We start from the raw sequence: 23,043 nt of genomic DNA, 5'->3' as shown, positions 1-23,043 counted from the left end.
TGCTCAGACGTCCGCGCGCGCCAGCGGCATGCTCATGCAGCGTGGGCCGCCCCTGCCCCGCGAGAGCTCGGCCGAGGGCACCTCGATCAGCTCGAGCCCGGCCCTGTACAGCGCCTCGTTCGTGACGGTGTTTCGCTGGTAGACGCAGATGCGCCCCGGTGCGACCGCCAGGGTGTTGGAGCCATCGTTCCACTGCTCGCGCGCCGCGGCTACCGGGTCTCCCCCACCGCATCTGATGAGCGTGACGCAGTCGAGCCCCAACGCGTGGGCGAGCACGCGCTCCAGGTGATCGTTCATCTCCTCGATGCGCACCTCGCCCTGGCGTACGCCACGCGTGAGCCTGAACACCTGGAGGTTGCCGAGAATCGCGGGATGCACCGTAAACTTGTCGACGTCTATCTGGGTGAACACGGTGTCCAGATGCATGAATGCGCGCGACACCGGAATGTTGAAGGCATAGATGGCCTCTATCTCGCAGTGCTCGGCAAGCGCCCAGAGCATATGCTGGGCGAGGTCGTCGATGGCCGCTGCCTCGGTGCGCTGGGAGATGCCGATGGCAAGCGTGCGAGGCCCCAGGTTGAGGATGTCACCACCCTCCATGTGGTATGTGGCGTCGCGGCGATACCACAGCGGGGCATCGCGATAGTCGGGGTGATCCCGGAAGACGAACCTGCCCAGCAGCGTCTCGCGACGCCGGGTCTTGGAGTACATGTGGTTGAGCGCAACGCCCCTCCCCACCACGGCGAAGGGATCGCGCGTGAAGTAGGCGTTTGGCATGGGCTCGATGAGGAGGTCCGTCTCGGTGTCCCGGTCGTACCCAACGATGCTCGCGAGCGTCGTGCCTGCATGACCAGACAGGTCAAGCTCGTTCTTGCGCAGGCCGGCGATGCACCGATCCACCAGGGCGCGCGTCGTGGGAAGGGCATCCAGGTACTCGTGCACGGCGGCGCGCACGCGCCCGCCCTTAAGACCCGACTCGTCGAGCCAGGCGTCGGTGAACTCGCCACGCGACCCCGCCGCATCAAGTGCCTCGGCGCACAGGTCCTCCAGGTAGACCACCTGTGCCCCCTCGGCACACAGCAGCTCTACAAACTGGTCGTGCTCCTCGCGTGCCACCTCGAGGAAGGGAATGTCATCGAAGAGCAGCCTGTTGAGGTCGCGCGGCATGAGGTTGAGCAGCTCCCTGCCAGGCCTGTGCACAAGCACCCTCTGTAGACGCCCGATCTCGTTATGCACGTACAGCAGGTTGGCCATGCCCGTCCCCTCTCACCTTCGTCGCAGACGCCTTGCTCGTTGCCCCATTGTATGTGTGTTTGCCCGGCCTCACCCATCATGCATACGGGGCGGGGGCGCGGCGCCTGTTAGAATCAAAGGCCGATCATGCCGGCCCGACAGGGAGGGGGCGTATGGACACCTCGAGGCTCACCATCGAGCGCGCCACCTATGGTGCGGACTGCATAGGGCACACCGAGGAGGGCAAGACCGTGTTCGTAGCGGGAGCGATCCCCGGTGACGTGGTGGAGGCGCGCCCCACGGACGATGGCAGGAGCTTCTCCAGGGCAGTCGCCGAGCGCATCCTCGAGCCCTCGCCCAGCCGCGTCGAGGCCCCCTGCCCCCTTGTGGACGTCTGCGGTGGATGCCCCTGGGGCCACATGGCCTATGGCGCCCAGCTTGAGGCCAAGCGCGCGAACGTGATGGACGCGCTCACGCGCATCGGGCACATGGACGCGGCGCGCGCGGAGAGGCTCGTCGCCCCCTGCATCGCCCCGGCGGAGCCCTGGGGCTACCGCAACAAGGTCGAGCTGGCCTTCGCGCACAGGAACGGCAGGGCGCTCATGGGGATGCACGACCGCGCCGGCACGGACGTCGTCAAGGTGAGCGCATGTCCCCTGCTGCAGGGGGATTCCGCCAAGCTTGCCAAGGCGGTGTCCGGTGCCGTCTCCTACCTGGCCAACTCACACCGGCTCTCCTTCGAGCGCATCGGCATCCGCAGCTCCGCGCGCACGCGCGAGGTCGAGGTCGCGCTCTGGACCGAGCCCGGGCCCTTCCCGCGCGCACAGGTGGCAAAGGTGGTGCACGAAGGCACCGGGGCCACCTCCGTCGTGCGCGTGCTCACCAAGGGGTCGGCCAAGGCGCGACGCATCGTGGGCGTGGAGCGCCTCTGGGGCAAGGGCTCCTGGGGAGAGCTCGTGGGCGAGGAGCGCATGCGCGTAAGCGCACCTTCCTTCTTCCAGGTGAACACACGGGGGGCGGAGAGGCTCATGGACCTCGTGCTCGCGGGTCTCTCCCCTCGCGAGGACGATGCGGCGATGGACCTCTATGCTGGTGCGGGCACGTTCACGCTGCCCCTGGCGCGTCGCGTGGGCTGGGTCAATGCCGTCGAGTCATACGGCCCCGCCATACGTGACCTCCGACGCAACCTCGAGGGTGCGCACCTTGGGAACGTGGACGCCGTGGGCGGTGACGTCGGGCGCGAGTTTCCCGACACCGATGCAGACGTCATCGTGGTCGATCCCCCACGGGCAGGCCTGGCCGCCGATGTCGTGGCCAAGCTCTCGAGCCAGCCCGCACGCGCCATCGCCTATGTGTCCTGCGACCCGGCAACGCTCGCACGTGACCTCGGGCGCTTCGAGCGGGCGGGCGCATTCGTGCCCCGCTCGGTGACGCCCGTCGACCTCTTCCCCCAGACCTTCCATGTGGAGACGGTCACGATACTCGGACGGACACGAGGCCGACGCTCCGCCTAGGCGTCTGCGCGGGTGGCGGGGGCGTCTCGAAAATGCGTCATCTGCCCAATTGCCACTAGCGTTTTGCACCCATTAATAGTAAAAAGGTTCAAGACAGGCTTGGGTAAGGGGCCCAAGTATCATAAGTGAGAGGAAGCTATCATGAAGGCTACCGTGAGCGACGAGTGCATCGGCTGCGGTCTCTGCGAGTCCACGTGTCCTGAGGTCTTTGTCATCGGTGACGAGGGCATCGCCGAGGTCACCGTCGATGAGGTTCCCGAGGAGAACGAGGACGCCGCCCAGGAGGCATGCGACAACTGTCCCGTTGGCGCCATCGAGCTTGCATAGCTCATCCGAGCACAGACTGTCACCGGCGGGCCCGCATGCGGGCCCGCCGCCCTATGAAGGGACATGCCCATGATCCTGGCGTCACGGTCACCCCGGCGCAGCGAGCTGCTGGGGCGGATCGGCATCGCACCCATCGTGCGCCCAGTGGACATCGACGAGACGCGCCGGGAGGACGAGGCGCCACATGAGCTCGTGGTGCGGCTGGCACGGGGCAAGGCGCACGCCTGTCGGGATGGCATGGCAGGACCCGTGAATGACGTGGTGCTTGCCGCCGACACCGTCGTCTGGACCGATGGCACCGTCCTCGGCAAGCCCCGGGACACCAAGGACGCCAGGGCCATGCTGCGCAGTCTCTCCGGCAGGAGCCACCACGTCTCGACCGGCGTCGCCCTCATAGCGCCAGACGGCCGCGAGACATCCTTCGTGGAGACCACGACGGTCACGTTCCATGAGCTCACCGAGGGAGAGATCGCCGCCTATACCTCCTCGGGCGAGCCTCGGGACAAGGCGGGCGCCTATGGCATCCAGGGCCTGGGCTCGCTCCTCGTGAGGGGCATCGAGGGCGACTACGACAACGTCGTCGGTCTACCCCTGGCGCGCGTCGTGCGCGAGCTGGATCGGCTCTGTCCCACTGCACCTACGCTCTGCGAAACTGCCCTCACAGGAGGCCGCCATGCCTAGCGACGTCACCAACATCACCCAGATCCCGCACATCCATGCTGCCCATGCGACCAACGGACAGGCAGGTACCGGCTGCACGGTCATCCTCTGCCCCCAGGGTGCCATGGGTGGCGTGGACGTGCGGGGCGGTGCACCGGCCACGCGCGAGACCGACCTGCTGCGTCCCGAGGAGACCGTCCAGGAGCTTCACGCGATCGTGCTTGCGGGTGGCAGCGCCTTTGGCCTTGCGGCCTCCTGCGGTGTCGCCGAGGAGCTCGAGCGTCGGGGCATCGGCCTCGACGTGGGCGTGGGCAGGGTCCCCATCGTGAGCGGTGCCTGCGTGTTCGACCTCGCTTGCGGCAGTGCCACGGCATGGCCGACGGCTGCCATGGGCGCGGCGGCGACGGCGGCCGCGCTCGATGACACGGCACCCCTCGCCTCCGGCAACGTTGGTGCGGGCGCGGGCTGCACGGTCGGTAAGCTGGCGGGACCCCTGCGCGCCATGAAGGGCGGGCTGGGACAGTCCGTCCGACAGGCCGGCAGACTCGTCTGCGGAGCCGTGAGCGCCGTCAACGCCTGCGGGAGCATACGCGACCCCATCACGGGCGCGCCCATCGCAGGCATGCTTGACGAAGAGGGAGCGAGCGTACTCGCTCCGATGGACGCGTTGGCCACCGCGCTGGACGCCACCCCTCCCCTGCGCACGAACACGACCATCTCCTGCGTCATCACCAACGCCCGCCTCACCAAGGCCAAGGCCACCAAGGTCGCCCAGATCTCCGCCGATGCCTATGCACACACCATCTATCCCACCCACACCACCAACGACGGCGATGCCATCTTCGTCATGGCGACGGGTGAGGTGGAGGCAGGCGTGGACACCATTGGCATCCTCGCGACGCAGGCACTCGAGGGCGCCATTGCCGACGGGGTACGCAGCGCACGGGGGGCCTTTGGGCTCAAGGCGGCATGCGACCTTCCCTAAGGTGCGCTCCTGGCCTCTGGCACCCATGGGCTGTCTGGTAGAATGAGGGGCCGTGCGAGCCCGGCCATCGGGCTCGTCCCCTGTTTCCGAAACGAGCAAACGAGGCGCATGCAATTGATGGAAGACGCCGCCACGGCAAGCATCCGGACACCCCCCCCTGCCACCAGCGCCGATCAGCTTGGTCTGGGCTTTGAGGACGTCGTCGTGGTGTTTGCCAGCAACGAGTACTTTGCGCCCTACATGTCCGTCGCGCTTCAGTCGCTCGTTGAGAACGCAAGCCGTGAGCGTACCTATGACGTCATCGTCCTCACGCGCGACATCGTGCCCTCGACCATCGCCACGCTCCAGCGGCATCTTGAGGCATACGATAACGTCCATGTGGGATTCCTGGATGCGGAGGTCGCGCTCCGGGGGACACGGCTTCCCTGCCACGGCCACTTTCGCCCCGAGACGTTCTTCCGCCTACTCGCACCATGGCTGCTGCCCAACGTCGGCAAGGCCGTCTACCTTGACAGCGACCTGGTGGTGCTCGATGACATCGCCAAGCTCTACGACACGAACGTCGAGGGGTACCTGCTTGCCGCAACGCGCGACGCCGACATGATGGGACAGATCTGCGGCTACGACGGCACCGTGGAGCCCTACCTCTCCCAAGAGCTGGGCCTTGCGGACCCCACCCGCTATTTTCAGGCGGGGGTCGTGCTGCTCAACCTCGAGGCGTTCCGCTCCATCTTCGCCATCGCCGACATGCTCGAACTCTCCTGTCAGCGCATGTGGCGCTGGCTCGACCAGGACATTCTCAACATGCTGGCAGATGGCGAATACGTGCAGGTACCCATGAGATGGAACACGCTCATGGACTGGAAGCACCTCCGCCGCGAGCACATCATCGCCCAGGCGCCCGAGGATGTGCGTGCCCAGTACGAGGAGGCGCGTTCCAGCCCCGCCATCATTCACTACGCCGGGCCCGACGACCGCCCGTGGGACTATCCCGGCTGCGACATGGCAGATGTCTTCTGGGACTTTGCCACCAGGAGCGCCTTTGCGGCCGAGCTTGGCCTCCGCCTCGAGCACTCGCGCGAGAGCATGGAGGGGCGCGCCAACCGGGCAAAGGTCAATGTCATCTTCAAGGGCGTCTTCCCAGCGTTTGACTACCTCTGTCCCCCGGGTACCAAGCGCCGCACCAGCCTCATCAAGGCCTACGTGGCCATCGGCGGAGACATCACCTAGCCAGGCACGGCGCCCGCGCCCTAGTTGAACTTCACGAGTCTCTGTGCCAGGCGGTACACGTTGACCGTCGCCCTCCTGCCTGCAGCGGTGGGCAGGTTGGTGACCGTACCCACGAAGCCATGGCGCGCACGGCGATACATGCGCCTGTCATAGGCCCTCAGCTCGTCCCACAGCCTCTGACATTCGTCCATGGCGTCAGGATGATCGGAGAGGCGCGAGAACACCGAGCAGATGGCCATGATGATGGTGAAGTAGCCCACCATGTAGCCCTTGAGCTTGGCACAGTCGATGTCATCATAGAGATGGTACGCATGCATCATGAGACGGGCAACGCGCCAGTAGTGGTCGATCCTGCTCGTGAGCACCTTCTCGTTGACCGACTGGTCCTCACGGCCGATGAAGTAGCGGTAGAGGTCGACGTCCAGATAGTACAAGGTCCTGCAGCGAGGCAGGGGGACGTAGGCATAGATGTTGTCCACATAGAACGTGTGGGCCGGCATGGGAATGCCCCCGTCCCGCAGGACGTCGGCACGGTAGCAGAGCGCGTGCATGAGCAGGTACTGCGTCATGCGGAAGTGCCCGATGTCGTTCCAGCCGAAGACGCGGTGCACGGGCAGGGCAAAGCCGTAGCTCACGACCTTCTGGGTGTGGTCCTCCACATGCTCGTACACGTAGTTGCTGATGATGAGGTCCACGCGCTCCTCGTGCCGCTCGAAGTGGCGAATCTTCTCCAGCAGCGCCTTGAGGGCGGCGCCATCGACCCAGTCGTCGGAGTCAACCACCTTGAAGTACGTGCCCTCGGCGTTCTCGAGGCCCTTGAGCACGGCCATGCCATGGCCGCCGTTCCCCTGGTGCACGGCCTTCACGATGGTGGGGCAGCGCCTCTGCCAGTCCTGCGCCTTGGCAAGGGTGTCGTCCTTGGCCGACCCGTCATCCACGACGATGACCTGCACGTCCTCCGCATAGCCTGACCCCTCCAGGATGGAGCCGATGCAGTGGTCCATGTAAGCGGCAGAGTTGTAGCAGGGGATGGCAAAGCTGATGATCTTGTGCATGGAGAGAACGCTCCTACGGAACGGGGTCGTGTGAGGACGGTGACGGGCTAATGGCTCTGGATGAGATCATCCGAGAGCTCGAGGGCGGAGGCAACGACACCGTCCATGTCGTAGTAGCGATACTCCGCAAGGCGTCCGACCACGTGGAAGTTCACAACACCCTCGACGCGCTCGCGGTAGCCCTCGTAGAGCTTAACGTTTGCAGGCTCGTTGATGACATAGTAGGGCGTCTCGCCCATACCCGGCAGATACGTGCGGGAGTACTCGCGCATGATGGTCGTCCTGCCCGGCACCTCCTGGCCCGTCATGTGCTTGAACTCCGTGATGCGCGTGAAGTTCTCCGAGACGGTGTAGTTGACGGTGCCAACGGGCTGGAACTGATCGATCGGCAGGGTCTCGAAGACCATGTCGACCGTGCGATACGGCAGCGCACCCGCATCAAAGCCAAAGAGCTCGTCGAGCGCACCCGTGTAGACGAGCTCGCCGCCATAGACCCTGTCGCAGAGCCTCACCTGCGTGCCGCTCACCGAGACGAGGTCGCGCACGTCCACATCGAGGAAGACGTCGATGAGGTCGTGATCGAGCATGCGCTCGAAGAGCCTGGTATAGCCCTCCGCAGGCATGCCCTGGTGGGGGGCCTGCGGGAAGTAGTGGTCGTCATCGCCCACGAACACGGGCACGCGCCCCATGACGGCAGGGTCGATCTGGTCGGGCGTCTTGCCCCACTGCTTCATGGTGTAGCGCAAAAAGACGTTCTCGTACACGTAATCGGCCACCTCGGAGAGCTCGGGGTCGTTCTTCTCCCTGAGATCCATGATGGGAACCTTCTTGTTCTCGCCAAAGGTGGCAACGAGCTTCCGGTAGAGGTGCTCGCCCCTCTCGTCGCCAAACACGATCCTGAGCGACTGATGGTTGAAGGGCACCGGAACGAGCGTGCCACGCACGCTGGCACGCACCTTGTGATCATAGGCCGTCCACTCCGTGAAGCGTGAGAGGAACTCATGGACGCGCTCGTTGGTGGTGTGATAGATGTGCGGGCCGTACTTGTGGACGAGTATGCCTGCCTCGTCCTTGAAGTCGTACGCATTGCCCGCGATGTGGTTCCGCCGCTCGAGGATGGCGACCTTGTAGCCACATGCCTCCGCGAACCGGCGCGCGCAGACCGCACCCGCATAGCCTGCACCGACAACGACGGCATCGTAGGCCAGGGGATCGAAGCCTTCGGGCAGACCGTGAGAGATGCTCATGTGGATGACTCCTCGGATGTTGGCGGCACCACTGACGGTACCACAGGAAGAATACCTCGGGCAATTCTACCACGCGCACATATAATGGGCCCTGTGAGCCATAAACGGCCCCGCACCGCCCAGTGCCACGGCATCCGTGGCGGGTCATTCACGACATCTCGAGGAGAGGATACATGAGCAGCTTTCTGGAACGCATGAAGTCGCAGGCCCAGGCCACACGGAAGACCATCGTCCTGCCCGAGGGCGAAGACCCCCGCACCATCGAGGCCGCCCGGCAGATCGTGGCAGGGGGCCTGGCACACCTCATCATCCTTGGTGACCCCAACACAATCTCCGTCGCGGGCGCCACCGTCATCGACCCCACGACCTCCGATCGACACGAGGTCTATGCCCAGAGGTTCGCCGAGCTGCGCGCCAAGAAGGGCGTCACCATCGAGCAGGCCCGCGGTCAGATGGACGACGCCACCTACTTCGGCACGATGATGGTCAAGATGGGCGACGCCGACGGCCTCGTCTCGGGCGCCTGCCACTCCACGGCCAACACCCTGCGTCCCGCCCTCCAGATCCTGAGGACGGCCCCTGGCACCAAGCTCGTCTCCGCCTTCTTCGTCATGTGCACCCACTCCGAGTACGGCGAGCATGGTACCCTGATGTTCGCCGACTGCGGCCTCAACATCGACCCCACCGCCGACGAGCTCTCCGAGATCGCCCTTGCCACGGCCCACACCTGGAGGCAGTTCATGTCCGTGGAGCCCAAGGTGGCCATGCTCTCCTTCTCCACCAAGGGGTCGGCCAAGGGAGAGGTGCCCACCAAGGTGCAGGAGGCCACCGAGCTCGCCCATCAGAAGGATCCCGGCCTCGCCCTCGATGGCGACCTCCAACTTGATGCCGCCCTCGAGCCGAGCGTTGCCGCCCTCAAGGCCCCTGGCTCCACCGTTGCCGGTCACGCAGACGTCCTCGTCTTTCCCAACCTCGCGGCGGGCAACATCGGCTACAAGCTCGTACAGCGCTTTGCCAAGGCCGACGCCTACGGCCCCATCCTGCAGGGCATCGCCAAGCCCGTCAACGACCTCTCCCGTGGATGCTCCGCCGAGGACATCGTGGGCGTCGTGGCCATCACGGCCGTCCAGGCCCAGATGGCCGAGGGGGCATAGGCAAGGCGCTCACACATGCACCCATGGACGGGGGCGACGGACGGTTCCGTCGCCCCCCTGGCATGACGGGCGTCTGGGGCCAGCTATTCTGCGGTGGGCGCCTCCTCTGCCTGGCGGATCCACTCCGCGGGCATGAGCCAGCCGTGCTGATCCGTATGGAGCAGCTCCTCGGCCCGCTCGCTGAGGGGCTCTCCGAAGTACTCCTCGTAGCACTGGACGATGGAGGGGTTCTCGTAGGAGTTTCGGTACGTCTCGTGACGGTCGAGGCCATAGAGGACCTGGCCGCGTGCGCCGGCAAGCTCCTCGCCCTCGTGGATGGGCTGTCCACCACCGCCGACACAGCCACCGGGGCAGGCCATGACCTCCACGAAGTCGTAGGAGGCCTCACCGGCGACGATCGCGTCGCACAGCCTGCGGGCGTTCCCGAGGCCCGAGGCAACGGCGACGCGCACCTCGGTGCCCGCCATGTCAAACGTGGCCTCCTTCCATCCCTCGAGGCCACGCACGTCCTCGAACATGTCGCTCTTGGGCGCCTCCCCCGTCACGACGTGGTAGGCGGTCCTGAGGGCGGCCTCCATGACGCCGCCCGTGGCACCAAAGATGATGCCGGCGCCCGAGCCGTAGCCTAAGGGCTCGTCAAACGGTTCGGGCTTCAGGGCGAACACATCCACATGATCGGCCCGCAGCATGCGTACGATCTCGCGCACCGTGAGCGAGCAGTCCATGTCCGGATCACCGCAGGCATCATTGAGGTTGGGATAGGCGACCTCGGCCTTCTTGGCCAGACACGGCATGATGGAGAGGCAGAAGATCCGATGCGGGTCTATGCCAAGCCGCTCGGCGTAATAGCTCTTGACCACGGCACCGAACATGCCCTGAGGGCTCTTGCTGGTCGAGAGGCCATCAACGAGCTGGGGATAGTGCGCCTTGCAGAAGCGCACCCACCCGGGGCAGCACGAGGTGAACATGGGGTAGCCGGAGCCCTCGCCCGAGGCGTTCCTCCGCATGTGCACGAGCAGCTCGGCGGACTCCTCCATGATGGTGAGGTCGGCCGAGAAGTCGGTGTTCACGACGTAGTCGAAGCCCATGGGACGCAGGGCCGCCACGAGGTGCTCGATGGTGGCCTGCTCGTCATCAAGGCCCCAGAAGTCACCCCAGCTCGTGCGCACCGAGGGGGCAATCTGCACGATGGTGGTCACCGTGGGATCCGCAAGCGCGTCGTACACGCGCTCCACGTCGTCGCGCTCGCGTAGGGCGCCCGTGGGGCAGTGCGTGATGCACTGGCCGCAGAGCGTGCAGTCCACGTCGTTGATGTCGGCGCCACGTGCCACGTCCACGAAGGTGTGGGTGGCGCGGTTGGTGATGTCCCACACATGCGAGGACTGCATCTTGTCACACACTTGGATGCAGCGCATGCAACGGATGCACTTATCGTTGTCGCGGATGAGCGGGAAGCCCTGGGGCCATGGGGAGTGCATGAGCATCTGCTGCCGTGGCTTGCCGATGACGCCCAAGCTCGTGGCGATGTCCAGGAGGTGACAGCTGTCCGACCTCGTGCACGTGGGGCATTCGACGTCATGCTGGGAGAGCAGGAGCCTCGTGTTCTCGCGGCGCGCGAGACGCACCTTGGGTGAGTTGGTGTGGATGACCATACCCTCGGCCACATAGTTGTTGCACGAGGCCACCAGACGCTCTGACCCCTCGACCTCCACCATGCAGATGCGACATGAGCCAATCTCGTTGATGCCCTTGAGAAAGCAGAGCGTGGGGACATCCTGCCCTGCCTGGCGACATGCCTCGAGGATGGTCGCGCTGCGCGGCACCGTCACCCGCGTACCGTCAACGACAAGCGTGACCGGCTCCTCCGCCTCGCCCTCGTTCATGTGTGATGTGAGCTGTGTTACCACTCGAACACCCTCCCCCCGCGGAACGCACCATAGCCAAAGTGGTCGCAGTGCAGGCATCGCGATGCCTCCTGCATGACCTCCTCCTTGGAGAGGCCCACCTCTATCTCGTCAAAGTCGCGCACGCGCTCGTCGGCCTCCCTGAGGGTGGTCTCCGACCGGCCACAGGGACCCACATCCCGAAACTGTATGGGAGGGATGTCGAAGTCAAGCTCGATCTTGTGATTGAAACCGAGGTAGTTGTCGATGTTGCCCGCAGCGATCTTGCCGGCGTTGATGGCCCGGATGACCGTCGCAGGGCCACTCTGGCAGTCGCCACCCACATACACGTCGTCGAATCCCAGCGCCGAGGCGTCGCTCTTGGTGACGAACCTGCCGTGCTTGGTCTGAAAGCCCCCCTCCTCGAAGGGCGCGGAGTCGATGGCCTGGCCGATGGCGACGATGACGCGTTCGCAGGGCAGCGTCACCTCGGAGGCATCGGCAGGGCGTGGCGCCGGCCGCCCACCCTTGAAGGCACCAATGACCTGTGGCTGCACGACAAGGCCACACACCGCACCCGCCTCGTCGGTCTCGATGCGCACGGGTGCGTTGAGCTGCAGGAGCTCACAGCCCTCCGCCTCGGCACCCCCGATCTCCTCGTCCTGGGCGGTCATGTCCGCCACGCGGCGACGGTAGACGATCGTGACCTTGTCAGCCCCACAGCGCACCGAGGAGCGTGCGGCGTCCATGGCCACGTTGCCACCACCGATGATGCACACGCGCTGGCCGGAGAAGTCCGGCGTCTCGTCGTCCCCTATGGCGCGCAGCATGTCAACGGCAGAGGCAACGCCTTCAGCATCCTCGCCGTCGAGTCCAAGCTTGCGATCAGCATGCGCACCAATGGCGATATAGACGGCATCGTGGGCGTCCCTCAACGCAGCGATGTCCGTCACCCGTGTCTCACGCACCACATCGATGCCGCGGCCGAGGATCCATTGAATCTCGCCGTCGAGCTGCTCGCGCGGAAGACGATAGGCCGGGATGCCATAGCGCAGCATGCCGCCCAGGTGCTTGCGCTGCTCGAGGATCGTGACATGGTGCCCCATGAGCGTGAGGTAGTAGGCACAGCTGAGGCCGGCAGGCCCGCCACCAACGACGGCTATCTCCTTTCCGGTCCCCTCGGCCATCCGAGGCATGTAGCTCCCCTCCATGTGCTCGCAGGCATAGCGCTTGATGGCACGGATGTTCATGGGATCGTCAATCATGCCACGGCGGCAGTTGATCTCGCAGGGATGCTCGCACACGAGGCCGCACACAAGCGGCAGCGGATTGTCCTTGCGGATGAGACGCACGGCATCCGTATTGCGACCGGCGGCGACAAGGGCGATGTAACCCGGGATGTCCACGCCTGCGGGACACCCGGAGACGCAGGGCACGAGGCTCGACTGCTCGAAGCCGCACGAGCGACGGGTGATATGGTGCATGAAGTCGTCATGGAAGCCCTTGACCGCCCGCAGCGCCATGGCACCGGCCTCAAAGCCGATGGCACAATCCGCCGAGAGGTAGACACTCCTCGAGAGGCGCTCGATCTCCGTAAGCGTATCCATCGTGGCCGAGCCGTTGAGCACGTCCGACAGCAGGTGCCTGAGTGTCCTCAGCCCCACGCGGCAGGGTGTGCACTTACCGCAGCTCTGCGTGGAGCACATGTCCACGAACGCCATCGTGAACTCCACCGGGCAGGGCGCCAGCGAGCTGACGGCCAGCCTCCGTCCCAGCGCCGCGTGCAGCTCATCCATGATCTGCTGCTCTTCGCTGCGCTCCATGACATGCATGCGCGCCATGGCACTCCTCTCCCCTCCGGTGGCCCACATCGTCCCCACGGTGCGCGGCCCCCTATGGAGGCGCGCGCCCCGGAAGACGTACGCCAAGAGAAGATGGTAGCCCCACACATGGGCTGGAGGGGCGGCTTCACTTCCCGAGGCGGCTAGAGGAAGCGTGTCATCGGCAAACGCGACGGTAGATGCCCTACCACACGAAGCGCAGGCCCCGGTGACGGGAAGGCTCCCAGGGCGAGTGCCCCTCGAGGAAGCGGGCGAGCAGGTCGGGCACCTCGACGGCGACGGTGCCCACGACCGGGCACTCCCCCAGCATCCCGTAGCCACCCGTGCCCGTGGCACGGTAGTCGTTGCAGGCGAGCCGCATGACGTCGGGCACAGGGCCACCATCCGCCAGTGCGAGCGAGACGATGCGTTCTCCCACGGGGCGACTCAGGTCCGCCACGGCACTGATGCCCTCATAGAGGTCGAAGTTGTAGTGCTCCTCCTTGGGACGCAGGAAGAGGTCGCTCACGCGTGGCGAGCCTGACTCGTCGAGCTCCAGGTAGGAAGCGCAGCGCTCGAGGGCACCCCTGAGCGCCTCCCGGGACACGCTCAGCACCATGAGCAGGTTGGAGAAGGGGTAGGCCACGCAGATGGCGCGCTGGGTGACCACCTCGCCCAGGCCCACGGCCCCGTTGGGCAGCGCCGTGCAGGACAGGTCCGCACCCGTGGCATCAAGTTGCGCCGCGTTGACGAGCGTGGCCACGCGGCTGCCCGAGAGCGCCACATCCAGCTTCCCCTCGCAGGGGATGGCCTCGACCAGCCTGCCCACGGGCTCATCAAGCCATCGCTCGACATCCTCCTCGAGGGAGGAGAGCGCACGCACGACGCGCCCGTCCACGGAGGCTCCCGCAGGCACCAGGTGGGACGTCCAGCTCATGCCCGCCCCATCATCCCATGTACCCCGCACGTCGACGTAGTGCAGCGCGTTGGCTGCCGGCTGCACCGCCCAGGTGGAGCCAATCCGCACGCCGGGAACGGCCATATGTTGGTGCCCCGTGAGCAGGAGGTCGAAGCCACAGCCGCGCGCCATCTCGCAGGCCAGGTTCTCGCGCGTGGGAGAGAGCCGGCGCCCCGTCTCGAGATCCTCCTCGAAACCCCCATGGTAGATGCAGATCGAGACGTCGCACGCGCCGGCAAGCTCGTGCGCCACGCGACGCGCCGCCTCCATGGTGTCGCCCACCACGAGACCGTCGAGGTTCCCGGGACGCTCCCACACGTTCACGTAGTCCGTGACGATGCCCGTGATGCCCACGACGAGGCCGCTCTCCAGCGTCCGCATGACCCAGGGCACGATGGGGAGCTCCCGGCGCGCGTCCGTGACATTGGCGCAGACGCACTGGCCATCCATGTCCTGGAGGTAGCCCGCAAGGATGTCGCGGCCAAAGTTGAAGTCGTGGTTGCCCAGGGTGAAGACGTCCACGCCCAGGGCGTTGAACGCGCGTGCGGCGGGGTTCGTGCCCAGGGCGCCCCGCTGCATCCACCGTCGCATGAGGGGCGTGCCCTGCAGGCTGTCGCCCCCATCGATCACCAGGGTGTCGCCGCGAGGCACGCCGGATGCCTCCGGACCCTCCCATGCCGAGCGTGCAATCGCCGAGACGCCCGCACCCAGGCGCGCGCCCGTGGCATAGTCCACCGGCAGGAGGTGCCCATGGGTGTCCGAGGTGAACACCACGCGCAGGGATGTGCGGCCCATGGGCTACGCCCCCCGCGTGAGCCTGGTCCTGATGCGCGTGGAGACCCACTCCACCACGAGGATGAGCACGACCAACCCCACGAGGATGGATCCCGCCTGGTTCCACCGGTAGCTGTTCATGGCAAAGATGAGCGGCGCGCCGATGCCGCCGGCACCCACGAGGCCCAGCACCGTGGCGTCGCGGAGGTTCATGTCAAAGCGGTAGATGGCCGTCGAGACAAAGCTCGAGGCCAGCTGGGGAATCACGCCGAAGCGAATCTTGCGCCAGGTGGTGCAACCCTCGGCGTCGAGCGACTCCAGCACGCGCCTGTCGAGGTCCTCGATGGACTCGATGTACATCTTGCACACCATGCCCACGGAGCACAGCGACATCGTGAGCAGGCCCGCAAAGGCCCCCGGACCGGTCACGCGCACGAACATGAGGCCGTAGACGAAGGGTGGGATGGTACGCACGGCCATGATGAGGAGGCGGGCGATGAGGGCGATGGGCTGGGAGACGAGATTCGACGAGGCCAAGAACGCCAGTGGGATGGAGATGATGGCCCCGACGACCGTGCCGAGGAACGCTATGCAGATGGTCTCGAGGAGCAGGTAGGGAACGCCCTGCGTCGTGAGGTTGAACAGCAGGGACGGGTCAGGGTGCGCGATGCCGCCCAGGATGTTGAGGGCTATCTGCGTGCCGTTCTGCCCCGTGCCCGCCGCCTCGACGGCGCTGCCGCTCCACACGAGCAGCGCCACGACCACCAGCGTCACGGCAAGCTCGAAGACCCACGGACGCGGGCGCTCCTCGTAGGCGCGCCGGATGCTGTCATTCATGGGCCACCCCCTAGCTCAGGCGCCTGCGCGCGGCACGGCTGACGGTCTCGATGACGAACACGGTCACGAACAGCGCCACGATCACCATGCCCACGTCGGGATACATGCGCCAGCCGAGACGCTCGTTGAGGAGCAGGCCCAGGCCGCCGGCGCCCACATAGCCCAAGATGGAGGCATAGCGCACATTGCCCTCGAAGCAGTAGAGGCAGTTGGAGAGGTAGGACGGCGCAATCTGCGGCAGGATGGCCCACCGACAGGCGCGTACCTTGCCCGCGCCCATGGCCTCCATGGCCTCGAAGGCGCCCATGTCGACGACCTCGATCTCCTCGTAGAGGATCTTGCCCACGTAGGCAAAGGTGAAGACCGCAATGGCCGTCGTGCCCGCCAGCGTGCCCAGGCCAAAGATGTAGGTGGCGATGAGCGCCGTGACGATGGTAGGCAGCGTGCGGATGATGCTCAGCAGCAGGCGCATGATGGCGACGACCACACGACTGTGCACGATGTTGGTGGAGGCCGCGACGGCAAAGGGGATCACGAGGACCGAGCCGACGAACGAGCCCAGCAGCGACATCTTGATGGTGTCGAACAGCGGCTGCCACACGTCACCCATGTACGACCAGTTGGGGGGAGCCATGGCCCTCAGGATGTCGAAGAAGGCGGAGCCCCTGGCGGCGAGCACCGCGGGGTCGAATTTGGTGACCCGTATGGAGAGCACCGAGAGCGCCAGGATGAACAGGGCGGCCAAAGGAACCCTGCTCGCCCGCTTGGTGACCGTGGAGCCGTTGGGCAGCGTGATGGTCGTCGGCCTGAAGATGTGGTCGAAGGCCGTGAGGCGGATGCCGCCTGAGATGGTGGGCCCCCCGCCCCTACTCGTTCCCATCGGCGCCCTCCCCTCCCTCGGGGATCCTCTCGTCCAGCAGGTGGGCCGCCTCGTCCGCACCATAGATCCTCGCGAGCACGGACTGGTTGACGTCCCTGGCGTCACCCCAGTACACGACCTCGCCCGCACTGATGCCCAGCACGCTGTCGCAGTACTCCAGGGCCAGGTCCACATGGTGGATGTTGAGCAGGACGGTGATGCCCATCTCCTGGTTGATGCGCTTGAGGTCGCCCATCACGCGCCGGGCCGTCATGGGGTCGAGGGAGGCCACGGGCTCGTCGGCCAGGATGATCGTGGGATCCTGCGTGAGCGTGCGCGCCAGTGCCACACGCTGCTGCTGGCCGCCGGAGAGCTGGTCCACGCGGACGTAGGCCTTATCCAGGATGCCCATCTTGTCGAGGGATTCCAGCGCCCTCAGCCTCTCGTCCTTGGTGAAGATGCCCAGGACGGAACGCCACCAGGGAACGTCGGGCACGAATGCCGTGAGCACGTTCTTGATGACGGTCGTGCGCGTGATGAGGTTGAACGACTGGAAGATCATGCCGATGTTGCGCCGAAACTTCCTGAGCGAGGCGCCGTGCAGGCTTCCCACGTCGGTGCCATCGACTACGATCGTGCCCTGGCTGATGGGGTTCAGGCGGTTGACGGTGCGGATGAGGGTCGACTTGCCCGCGCCCGAACGGCCGATGATGGCCACGAAGCGCCCGTCCTCGATGGTGAGGTCGACGTCCTTGAGCGCCTCAAAGCCATTGGGATACCTCATATACATGTGGGAGAACTCGATCATGTGCGTCCCATTCGATGATGGATGGCGGATGTGCCAGGCGTGCACGAGAGAGGCCCGGTGGGCTGGACGCCGCGCCGGGCCTCGGGTCGCATGCTAGTTACCCTGGGATTTGAGCTGCTTGATCAGTTCCTGGGCCTCGCGCTCCCCATCGTAGTCGGAGTCCTTGGCCTCCACGTAGCCCTTGTGGCTGTAGATGGCGATGACCTGCTTGCCCTCGTCGGTGTTGCCGATGTCGATCATGACCGTGGAGAAGGCCCGCTTGAAGTCATCGGTCATCGTGGGCGAGGACTTGCTGCAGCTCACCGTGTCGTTGTGGATGGCCTGGGTGACGCCAATCACGTTGGTCTCTTCCCAGATGCTGGCGCTCCGACCGTAGTCGGACTGCCACTTGGACTCGTAGTCGCGCCTGCCGTCCGCATAGACGCAGAGCACGTCGACCTGGCCCGAGGCAAGGCGCGCGAACGCAGAGCCGTAGGAGTCGGCCTGTACGGCATGGGGCAGGTCGAGGATCGTTTTCTGGTAGTTGTCCTTCAGCCAGAGGGACGGGTAGATATAGCCCGCCGACGACGAGGAGTTCATGATGCTCCAGTTGGCGTCCGCAAGGTCATCCCAGGTGAGATCCTCGCCATCGTTGACCTTGGCCCCAAGCGCGACGCCCTTGTCGGAGGGGCCGGCAATCATGAGGGCACGATAGGACGCGACCTGCTCGGAGGTTGCTTGGGTCGGCTTCTGGTCGTTCCAGTCCTTGGCGTCGTCGGCATCGATGGACAGGCCATCGCGCGTGGCGGTGAGGAGCACCTCACAGCCATCGGAGTAGAGCACGTACGTGCCGGCGGGAATGAAGCCCACGTCGGTGGTGCCCGAGCTCAGCGCCTCCCCGACGGCCTCATAGCTCGTGCCCACCGTGATGTCCACGTCGTTGACGGTGTAGCCCTGGTTGGAGAGCCCGTCCTTGAGCATCTGTTTCAGGGGCTCGGTAGTCGTGATGATGTCATCGGGATCCTTCGAGGGCACGAACCCGATGTGCAGCGTGTCAATGGACCTGGCGTCGGCGCCCGACGGGGAGCCGCCGCAGCCTGCGAGCGCAAGGGCCGAGAGGGCTGTGCCCGCGCCGGCAATGCCAACGAACTGACGCCTGGTAAGGCTGGAGGATGGGCCGTTGGACATGGGTCTCCCTTCAGAGCGCCCCAGTGGGCGTGGACATGGTCGCGGCCGTAGCCGCGGTGGGCCTATGGATCCACCATCCACAGAATACTCGCCAAAAGGCCGCACGCAATCAAGAAAGAAAAACCACGCCATCGCCGACCAGACCAAAGGGACAGGGAACGGCGCGCGCGCCGAGGCGCTACGCGGCGGAAGGGGGCTGGGCGTCCGGGTGGGGACCAGCCGCGCGCACCTCATCGGCCATGTCGGGGTACTTCTCGGCGGCGTTGTCCACGAACATCTGCGCGAGGGAACGCGCGGACCTGTCGTATGCCCCCTTGTCCGCCCACGTGTCCCGCGGGTTGAGCACGTGCTCGTCGACGCCCTCGATGTGCTGGGGGACGTCGACGTTGAGCACGGGGTCGTGCACGTACTGGGTGTTCTCGGCCGAGCCGTTGAGCGCGGCGCTCACCATCAGACGTGTGGAGGCGAGATCCATACGCTTGCCCGTGCCGTAGGGACCGCCCGTCCACCCCGTGTTGATGAGGTACACGCGCGTGCCCACACGATCCATCTTCCTACCGAACATGTCGGCATACAGGAGCGGCGAGAGCGGCATGAAGGGCTCGCCAAAGAGCGTCGAGAACGTGGGCGTGGGCTCGGTGACGCCGCGCTCGGTGCCTGCGACCTTGCTCGTGAAGCCCGAGAGGAAGTGATACATCGCGCCATTGGTGTCGAGCCTGCTGATGGGAGGCAGCACGCCAAACGAGTCGCAGGTAAGGAAGATGACGACGTTGGGGTAGCGGCCTTGGCCCATGATCTGTGCGTTATCAATGAAGTCGATGGGATAGGCGACGCGCGTGTTCTCCGTGATCGCGTCATCGTAGTAGTCAGGCCTACGCGAGACGGGGTCGACGACCACGTTCTCGCAGATGGAGCCAAAGCGGATGGCGTTAAAGATCTCCGGCTCCGTGACCGCGGAGATGCGGATGGCCTTGGCGTAGCAGCCACCCTCGAAGTTGAAGATGCTGTTCTCGGCCCACCCATGTTCGTCGTCCCCTATGAGCGTGCGCTGGGGATCCGCCGAGAGCGTGGTCTTGCCGGTGCCCGAAAGGCCAAAGAACACGGCCGACTCACCGGTACGCGGGTCCATGTTCGCAGAGGAGTGCATGGGCAGCACGTTCTCCTCGATGGGCATGAGGTAGTTCATGACCGAGAAGATGGACTTCTTGATCTCTCCGGAGTACTTGGTGCCCGCAATGAGGATCTCATGCTCCTGGAAGTTGAGCAGCACCACGGCCTCGGAATGCGTGCCATAGACCGCAGGATCGAGCTTGAGGCCCGGAGCCACCAGCACCGAGAAGTCCTGGGGATCGAAGTCCACGAGCTGGCGACGAGAGGGACGAACGAGCAGCTGACGGGCGAAGAGTGCCTGGCTCGCCCGCTCGCACACCACCAGGAACGTGCGACCCCACCGTCGATCCGCCCCTGCGATGGCATGGACGATGTAGAGGTCGCGCGCCTCAAGGTAGTCACAGACGGCCTCCTTCACCTTGGCATAGCCCTCCTGTGAGAAGGGCTTGTTGACCGACCCCCAGGCGATCTGGTCGTGTACGTCGGGCGTGTCGACGATGAAGCGATCCTGGGGCGAGCGGCCCGTGTAGCGCCCGGTCTTGACGGCGAGCGCACCCGTCTCCGTGAGGCTGCCCTCGTTCGACGCGAGCGCCTTCTCCACCAGGACCGCCGGCGAGGCATCCACCAAGATGGAGCCATGGCATTCCCCGAGTCCACACGCCTTGAGTTCGTCGTGAATCATTGGACCTCCCTGAGTGATTGGTTCCTTCTCTAGCCTTATTAGGGTAACCCGATTGCGCCACAAGCGCACAACTTGTAACAATGCTGCGTTCTCACGTACCCCGCTGGCAACTCACGGTAAGCTAGATCCACCAAAGAAAGGAGCGCCATGGCCGAGAACGTAACCATCGCAAATGGGAGCCTCTCCGCGGAGGTGAGCCCCCATGGGGCCGAACTGCAGAGCATCCGTCTTGCGGAAGACGAGTTCCTCTGGCAGGGGAACGCCACCTGGTGGCCCCGTCGATCCCCTGTTCTCTTCCCCATCGTGGGGAGCCTGCGCGGCGACAATGCCCTGAGCGCCGCAGGCAAGGTGTCGCTCAAACGTCATGGGCTCGCACGCACCCTCGATCACACAATCGTCTCCTCCTCCGAGGATGACGTCAGGTTCGAGCTTGTCAGCACCGAGGAGACCCACGAGCTCTACCCCTATGACTTCCGTCTCAACGTGAGCTATGCGGTTCATGCCGGCACACTCGAGGAGCGCTTCGACATCGTCAACACCGGCACGGTCGCCCTCCCCTATGCCGTGGGAGGACACCCCGCCTTCAACGTGCCCACACCCCAGAGCGAGAACGACTTCTCCTCCTATCGCCTGGAGTTCGCCCGTCCCTGGACCTATGCCACCCCACGCATCGACACCAAGACGGGCCTGCTGGACTTCTCCGACCGCCTGCCGCTCCTGGATGACAGCGACACGCTCGCACTCACGCACGCACTGTTCTCCGTGGACACGCTCGTCTTCGAGGATGTGCCCGAATGCACGGTCACCCTGCTCTCCGATGCGGGTCATGGCATCGAGGTCTCGTTCGAGGACTTCCAGTACCTGGGTGTCTGGTCCGCCGCGCACGATGCCCCCTTCGTGGCGCTCGAGCCGTGGACGGGCTGTGCCACCGCCACCGACGAGGACGACGTCTTCGAGCACAAGCGGGGCATGAGCTCGCTCGCCCCCGGCGAGACGGCGTCCCATGCCTTCACCATCCGTCCGTTCTAGGCAACGCGCCCAGAGGCATGCGAGGCCCGCCCGGCACTGGGTCGGACGGGCCTCGGCCCTGTGCGTGCCTTCATCACGCACAGGGCCGCTAACCAAGCAGCTCCTCGACATCGAGGGCGATCATGAGCTCCTCGTTCGTGGGAACCACGAGCACCTTGACCGCGGAATCGTCCGCAGAGATGGCATAGGGCTCATCGGAGCGGACGGCATTGCTGGTCTCGTCGACCCTGACGCCGAGCCACGCGAGCTCCCGGGCGATGCCCATGCGCATCGTTGATGAGTTCTCACCAATGCCCGCGGTGAAGACCATGGTGTCAAAGCCATGCATGGCCTGCGCCATTTCGGCGATGAGCTGGCCCGTGCGGTAGTAGAACATGTCCAGTGCCAACGTACAGTTGGCATCCCCCCTGTTCATGCCCTCCTCGATGTCACGAGAGTCGGAGGAGACGGCAGAGAGGGCAAGCAGGCCGGACTGTTTGTTCATCATGGTGTCGATCTCGTCGATGGAGTAACCGCCCACGCGGTTGAGGTAGAACACCGTGGCGGGGTCGATGGAGCCGCAGCGGGTGCCCATGATGAGGCCATCGAGCGGCGTGAGCCCCATGGTGGTGTCCATGTCATGACCATCCTGGATGGCAGAGAGCGATGCCCCGGAGCCCAGGTGACAGGACACCAGCTTGTGCACGTCCCCCCTCAGGAACTCGCTCGTGCGCCTCCAGATGTAGCGATGCGAGGTGCCATGCGCACCATACTTGCGGATGTGCAGCTTGTCCACCACATGGCGCGGCAGGGCGTAGCGCCAGGCCTTCTCGGGCATGCCGTAGTGGAAGGACGTGTCGGCAACGATGACGTTGCCGATGGAGGGGAACATTTCGCGGCAGATCTCGATGACGTCGGCCTCCACATAGTTGTGCAGCGGCGCCAGGGGGGCCACCTCGCGCACCCAGCCCAGCGTCTCGTCCGTGACGACCTTGGACTCGGGGAAGTACCAGCCGCCCTGCACCACGCGATGCCCGATGCCCTCGATCTTGCCCTCGTCAAAGCCAGCGGCATCGAGAATCTCGAACACGTGCTTGATGGCATGCTTGTGATCGGGCAGCGCGACCTCGAGCCTCTGCCTCTCGCCACCGTCCTCCTCATGCCCCACGAAGGAGCCGTCGATGCCGATGCGCTCGCAGTTGCCCTTCGCGTACACCTCCTGCGTCTTGGTGTCGAGCAGCTGATACTTGAGCGACGAGCTGCCTGCGTTGATGACCAGTACCCTCATGACTCTCCTCTCGCGGGCTGTGCCCCCCGTGCCTGCGTAGACGTGGACATGATAGCCCTCCGTGACCCTTACTCCACAGTGCCCGCGCCCTCTGGACCACCATCGGTCATGATCCGCCCGCCAAGGACGTGCATGTGGAGGTGATGGATCGTCTGGCCGGCATCGTTGCCGGTGTTGGTGATCACACGGAACCCCGTCTTGTCCACACCCGTGATGCGCGCGACCTCGCCAACACCATGTACGAGCGCCTCGAGCAGGTCGGCAGGGACGCCATCGGTGATGTTCTCATAGTGATTCTTCGGAACCACGAGCACATGCACGGGCGCAAGGGGGTGGGCATCCTTGAAGGCCGTAACCCTGTCGTCCTCGTACACGTACTCAGACTCGATTTCGTGATTCGCGATCTTACAGAAGATGCAGTCGTCCTTGGTGGCCATGGCAACC

The 23,043-nt window shown here is 65.2% G+C and carries 20 protein-coding genes; 7 read left to right on the top strand and 13 right to left on the bottom strand.

What is annotated here, in order from left to right:
• Nucleotides 1-3: 3 nt before the first annotated feature.
• Nucleotides 4-1,254 carry an arginine deiminase gene (locus HMPREF1316_RS06665; RefSeq protein ID WP_021726032.1) on the bottom strand — a complete coding sequence of 417 codons (1,251 nt, stop codon included), beginning with the start codon at nt 1,252-1,254 and terminating at the stop codon, nt 4-6.
• Between the two features lie 152 nt (nt 1,255-1,406).
• Here HMPREF1316_RS06665 and rlmD point away from each other — a divergent pair, with 152 nt between their 5' ends.
• From rlmD to HMPREF1316_RS06640, 5 genes are all read left to right on the top strand, one after another.
• Entirely contained in the window at nt 1,407-2,747 is a 1,341-nt protein-coding gene (gene rlmD, locus HMPREF1316_RS06660) for a 23S rRNA (uracil(1939)-C(5))-methyltransferase RlmD (RefSeq protein WP_021726047.1), read from the top strand.
• Nucleotides 2,748-2,888: 141 nt separating this feature from the next.
• Entirely contained in the window at nt 2,889-3,074 is a 186-nt protein-coding gene (locus HMPREF1316_RS06655; RefSeq protein WP_021726252.1) for a ferredoxin, read from the top strand.
• Between the two features lie 69 nt (nt 3,075-3,143).
• Nucleotides 3,144-3,755 (top strand): Maf family protein, encoded by a 612-nt coding sequence (locus HMPREF1316_RS06650; protein WP_021726217.1) that lies wholly within the window; start codon nt 3,144-3,146, stop codon nt 3,753-3,755.
• Entirely contained in the window at nt 3,748-4,719 is a 972-nt protein-coding gene (locus tag HMPREF1316_RS06645) for a P1 family peptidase (RefSeq protein ID WP_021726143.1), read from the top strand. The genes HMPREF1316_RS06650 and HMPREF1316_RS06645 overlap by 8 nt, the downstream gene beginning before the upstream one ends.
• Nucleotides 4,720-4,827: 108 nt before the next feature.
• The gene (locus HMPREF1316_RS06640) at nt 4,828-5,949 is read left to right on the top strand and encodes a glycosyltransferase family 8 protein (RefSeq protein WP_232204468.1); all 1,122 of its coding nucleotides are present in this window, start codon (nt 4,828-4,830) and stop codon (nt 5,947-5,949) included.
• Nucleotides 5,950-5,969: 20 nt separating this feature from the next.
• Here HMPREF1316_RS06640 and HMPREF1316_RS06635 read toward each other — a convergent pair whose 3' ends face one another.
• Together HMPREF1316_RS06635 and glf are read right to left on the bottom strand one after the other, a co-directional pair.
• Nucleotides 5,970-7,004: a glycosyltransferase family 2 protein gene (locus HMPREF1316_RS06635; RefSeq protein ID WP_021726268.1), complete on the bottom strand. Its 1,035-nt coding sequence runs from the start codon at nt 7,002-7,004 to the stop codon at nt 5,970-5,972.
• Between the two features lie 47 nt (nt 7,005-7,051).
• Nucleotides 7,052-8,251: a UDP-galactopyranose mutase gene (glf, locus tag HMPREF1316_RS06630; protein WP_021726052.1), complete on the bottom strand. Its 1,200-nt coding sequence runs from the start codon at nt 8,249-8,251 to the stop codon at nt 7,052-7,054.
• Between the two features lie 173 nt (nt 8,252-8,424).
• Here glf and pta point away from each other — a divergent pair, with 173 nt between their 5' ends.
• Nucleotides 8,425-9,405 carry a phosphate acetyltransferase gene (gene pta / locus HMPREF1316_RS06625; RefSeq protein WP_021726162.1) on the top strand — a complete coding sequence of 327 codons (981 nt, stop codon included), beginning with the start codon at nt 8,425-8,427 and terminating at the stop codon, nt 9,403-9,405.
• An 83-nt stretch (nt 9,406-9,488) separates the two neighbouring features.
• Here the strand turns inward: pta and HMPREF1316_RS06620 are convergent, their stop codons facing one another.
• From HMPREF1316_RS06620 to pckA, 8 genes are all read right to left on the bottom strand, one after another.
• Nucleotides 9,489-11,312: a [FeFe] hydrogenase, group A gene (locus HMPREF1316_RS06620; RefSeq protein ID WP_021726228.1), complete on the bottom strand. Its 1,824-nt coding sequence runs from the start codon at nt 11,310-11,312 to the stop codon at nt 9,489-9,491.
• On the bottom strand, nt 11,306-13,129 hold the full coding sequence (locus HMPREF1316_RS06615; RefSeq protein WP_021726130.1) for an NAD(P)-binding protein: 1,824 nt from the start codon (nt 13,127-13,129) through the stop codon (nt 11,306-11,308). The genes HMPREF1316_RS06620 and HMPREF1316_RS06615 overlap by 7 nt, the downstream gene beginning before the upstream one ends.
• Nucleotides 13,130-13,313: 184 nt before the next feature.
• The gene (locus HMPREF1316_RS06610; protein ID WP_021726230.1) at nt 13,314-14,861 is read right to left on the bottom strand and encodes a bifunctional metallophosphatase/5'-nucleotidase; all 1,548 of its coding nucleotides are present in this window, start codon (nt 14,859-14,861) and stop codon (nt 13,314-13,316) included.
• Between the two features lie 3 nt (nt 14,862-14,864).
• Entirely contained in the window at nt 14,865-15,677 is an 813-nt protein-coding gene (gene phnE, locus HMPREF1316_RS06605; RefSeq protein ID WP_021726024.1) for a phosphonate ABC transporter, permease protein PhnE, read from the bottom strand.
• 10 nt (nt 15,678-15,687) lie between these two features.
• Nucleotides 15,688-16,557, bottom strand: a complete 870-nt coding sequence (gene phnE, locus HMPREF1316_RS06600) for a phosphonate ABC transporter, permease protein PhnE (protein ID WP_021726053.1) — start codon at nt 16,555-16,557, stop codon at nt 15,688-15,690.
• On the bottom strand, nt 16,544-17,344 hold the full coding sequence (phnC, locus tag HMPREF1316_RS06595) for a phosphonate ABC transporter ATP-binding protein (protein ID WP_021726068.1): 801 nt from the start codon (nt 17,342-17,344) through the stop codon (nt 16,544-16,546). The genes phnE (HMPREF1316_RS06600) and phnC overlap by 14 nt, the downstream gene beginning before the upstream one ends.
• A gap of 93 nt (nt 17,345-17,437) precedes the next feature.
• Entirely contained in the window at nt 17,438-18,511 is a 1,074-nt protein-coding gene (locus HMPREF1316_RS06590) for a phosphate/phosphite/phosphonate ABC transporter substrate-binding protein (RefSeq protein WP_021726095.1), read from the bottom strand.
• A 178-nt stretch (nt 18,512-18,689) separates the two neighbouring features.
• Nucleotides 18,690-20,303: a phosphoenolpyruvate carboxykinase (ATP) gene (gene pckA, locus HMPREF1316_RS06585; protein WP_021726187.1), complete on the bottom strand. Its 1,614-nt coding sequence runs from the start codon at nt 20,301-20,303 to the stop codon at nt 18,690-18,692.
• A gap of 147 nt (nt 20,304-20,450) precedes the next feature.
• Here pckA and HMPREF1316_RS06580 point away from each other — a divergent pair, with 147 nt between their 5' ends.
• On the top strand, nt 20,451-21,332 hold the full coding sequence (locus tag HMPREF1316_RS06580; RefSeq protein ID WP_021726209.1) for an aldose 1-epimerase family protein: 882 nt from the start codon (nt 20,451-20,453) through the stop codon (nt 21,330-21,332).
• Nucleotides 21,333-21,420: 88 nt separating this feature from the next.
• On the opposite strand, the gene HMPREF1316_RS06575 is transcribed toward HMPREF1316_RS06580, so the two are convergent.
• Both HMPREF1316_RS06575 and HMPREF1316_RS06570 read right to left on the bottom strand, forming a co-directional pair.
• On the bottom strand, nt 21,421-22,599 hold the full coding sequence (locus HMPREF1316_RS06575; protein WP_021726022.1) for an acetate/propionate family kinase: 1,179 nt from the start codon (nt 22,597-22,599) through the stop codon (nt 21,421-21,423).
• Nucleotides 22,600-22,667: 68 nt separating this feature from the next.
• Nucleotides 22,668-23,036 (bottom strand): HIT domain-containing protein, encoded by a 369-nt coding sequence (locus HMPREF1316_RS06570; RefSeq protein ID WP_021726103.1) that lies wholly within the window; start codon nt 23,034-23,036, stop codon nt 22,668-22,670.
• Between the last annotated feature and the right edge of the window lie 7 nt (nt 23,037-23,043).

This window comes from Olsenella profusa F0195, from assembly GCF_000468755.1.
Classification (GTDB): domain Bacteria; phylum Actinomycetota; class Coriobacteriia; order Coriobacteriales; family Atopobiaceae; genus Olsenella_F; species Olsenella_F profusa.
The sequence above is the reverse complement of the archived record's forward strand: the minus strand, read 5'-3'. Positions and strand labels throughout refer to the sequence as shown.

Bases quoted from the DNA above. Each gene is read 5' to 3' on its own strand.
- HMPREF1316_RS06665 (WP_021726032.1), bottom strand. From the start codon at position 1,254: ATGGCCAACCTGCTGTACGTGCATAACGAGATCGGGCGTCTACAGAGG.
- HMPREF1316_RS06645 (WP_021726143.1), top strand. From the start codon at position 3,748: ATGCCTAGCGACGTCACCAACATCACCCAGATCCCGCACATCCATGCT.
- pckA (WP_021726187.1), bottom strand. From the start codon at position 20,303: ATGATTCACGACGAACTCAAGGCGTGTGGACTCGGGGAATGCCATGGC.
- pta (WP_021726162.1), top strand. From the start codon at position 8,425: ATGAGCAGCTTTCTGGAACGCATGAAGTCGCAGGCCCAGGCCACACGG.
- HMPREF1316_RS06575 (WP_021726022.1), bottom strand. From the start codon at position 22,599: ATGAGGGTACTGGTCATCAACGCAGGCAGCTCGTCGCTCAAGTATCAG.
- HMPREF1316_RS06590 (WP_021726095.1), bottom strand. From the start codon at position 18,511: ATGTCCAACGGCCCATCCTCCAGCCTTACCAGGCGTCAGTTCGTTGGC.
- HMPREF1316_RS06650 (WP_021726217.1), top strand. From the start codon at position 3,144: ATGATCCTGGCGTCACGGTCACCCCGGCGCAGCGAGCTGCTGGGGCGG.
- HMPREF1316_RS06640 (WP_232204468.1), top strand. From the start codon at position 4,828: ATGCAATTGATGGAAGACGCCGCCACGGCAAGCATCCGGACACCCCCC.
- HMPREF1316_RS06580 (WP_021726209.1), top strand. From the start codon at position 20,451: ATGGCCGAGAACGTAACCATCGCAAATGGGAGCCTCTCCGCGGAGGTG.
- HMPREF1316_RS06610 (WP_021726230.1), bottom strand. From the start codon at position 14,861: ATGGGCCGCACATCCCTGCGCGTGGTGTTCACCTCGGACACCCATGGG.
- phnC (WP_021726068.1), bottom strand. From the start codon at position 17,344: ATGATCGAGTTCTCCCACATGTATATGAGGTATCCCAATGGCTTTGAG.
- HMPREF1316_RS06615 (WP_021726130.1), bottom strand. From the start codon at position 13,129: ATGGCGCGCATGCATGTCATGGAGCGCAGCGAAGAGCAGCAGATCATG.
- phnE (WP_021726053.1), bottom strand. From the start codon at position 16,557: ATGGGAACGAGTAGGGGCGGGGGGCCCACCATCTCAGGCGGCATCCGC.
- HMPREF1316_RS06655 (WP_021726252.1), top strand. From the start codon at position 2,889: ATGAAGGCTACCGTGAGCGACGAGTGCATCGGCTGCGGTCTCTGCGAG.
- rlmD (WP_021726047.1), top strand. From the start codon at position 1,407: ATGGACACCTCGAGGCTCACCATCGAGCGCGCCACCTATGGTGCGGAC.
- glf (WP_021726052.1), bottom strand. From the start codon at position 8,251: ATGAGCATCTCTCACGGTCTGCCCGAAGGCTTCGATCCCCTGGCCTAC.
- HMPREF1316_RS06570 (WP_021726103.1), bottom strand. From the start codon at position 23,036: ATGGCCACCAAGGACGACTGCATCTTCTGTAAGATCGCGAATCACGAA.
- HMPREF1316_RS06635 (WP_021726268.1), bottom strand. From the start codon at position 7,004: ATGCACAAGATCATCAGCTTTGCCATCCCCTGCTACAACTCTGCCGCT.
- phnE (WP_021726024.1), bottom strand. From the start codon at position 15,677: ATGAATGACAGCATCCGGCGCGCCTACGAGGAGCGCCCGCGTCCGTGG.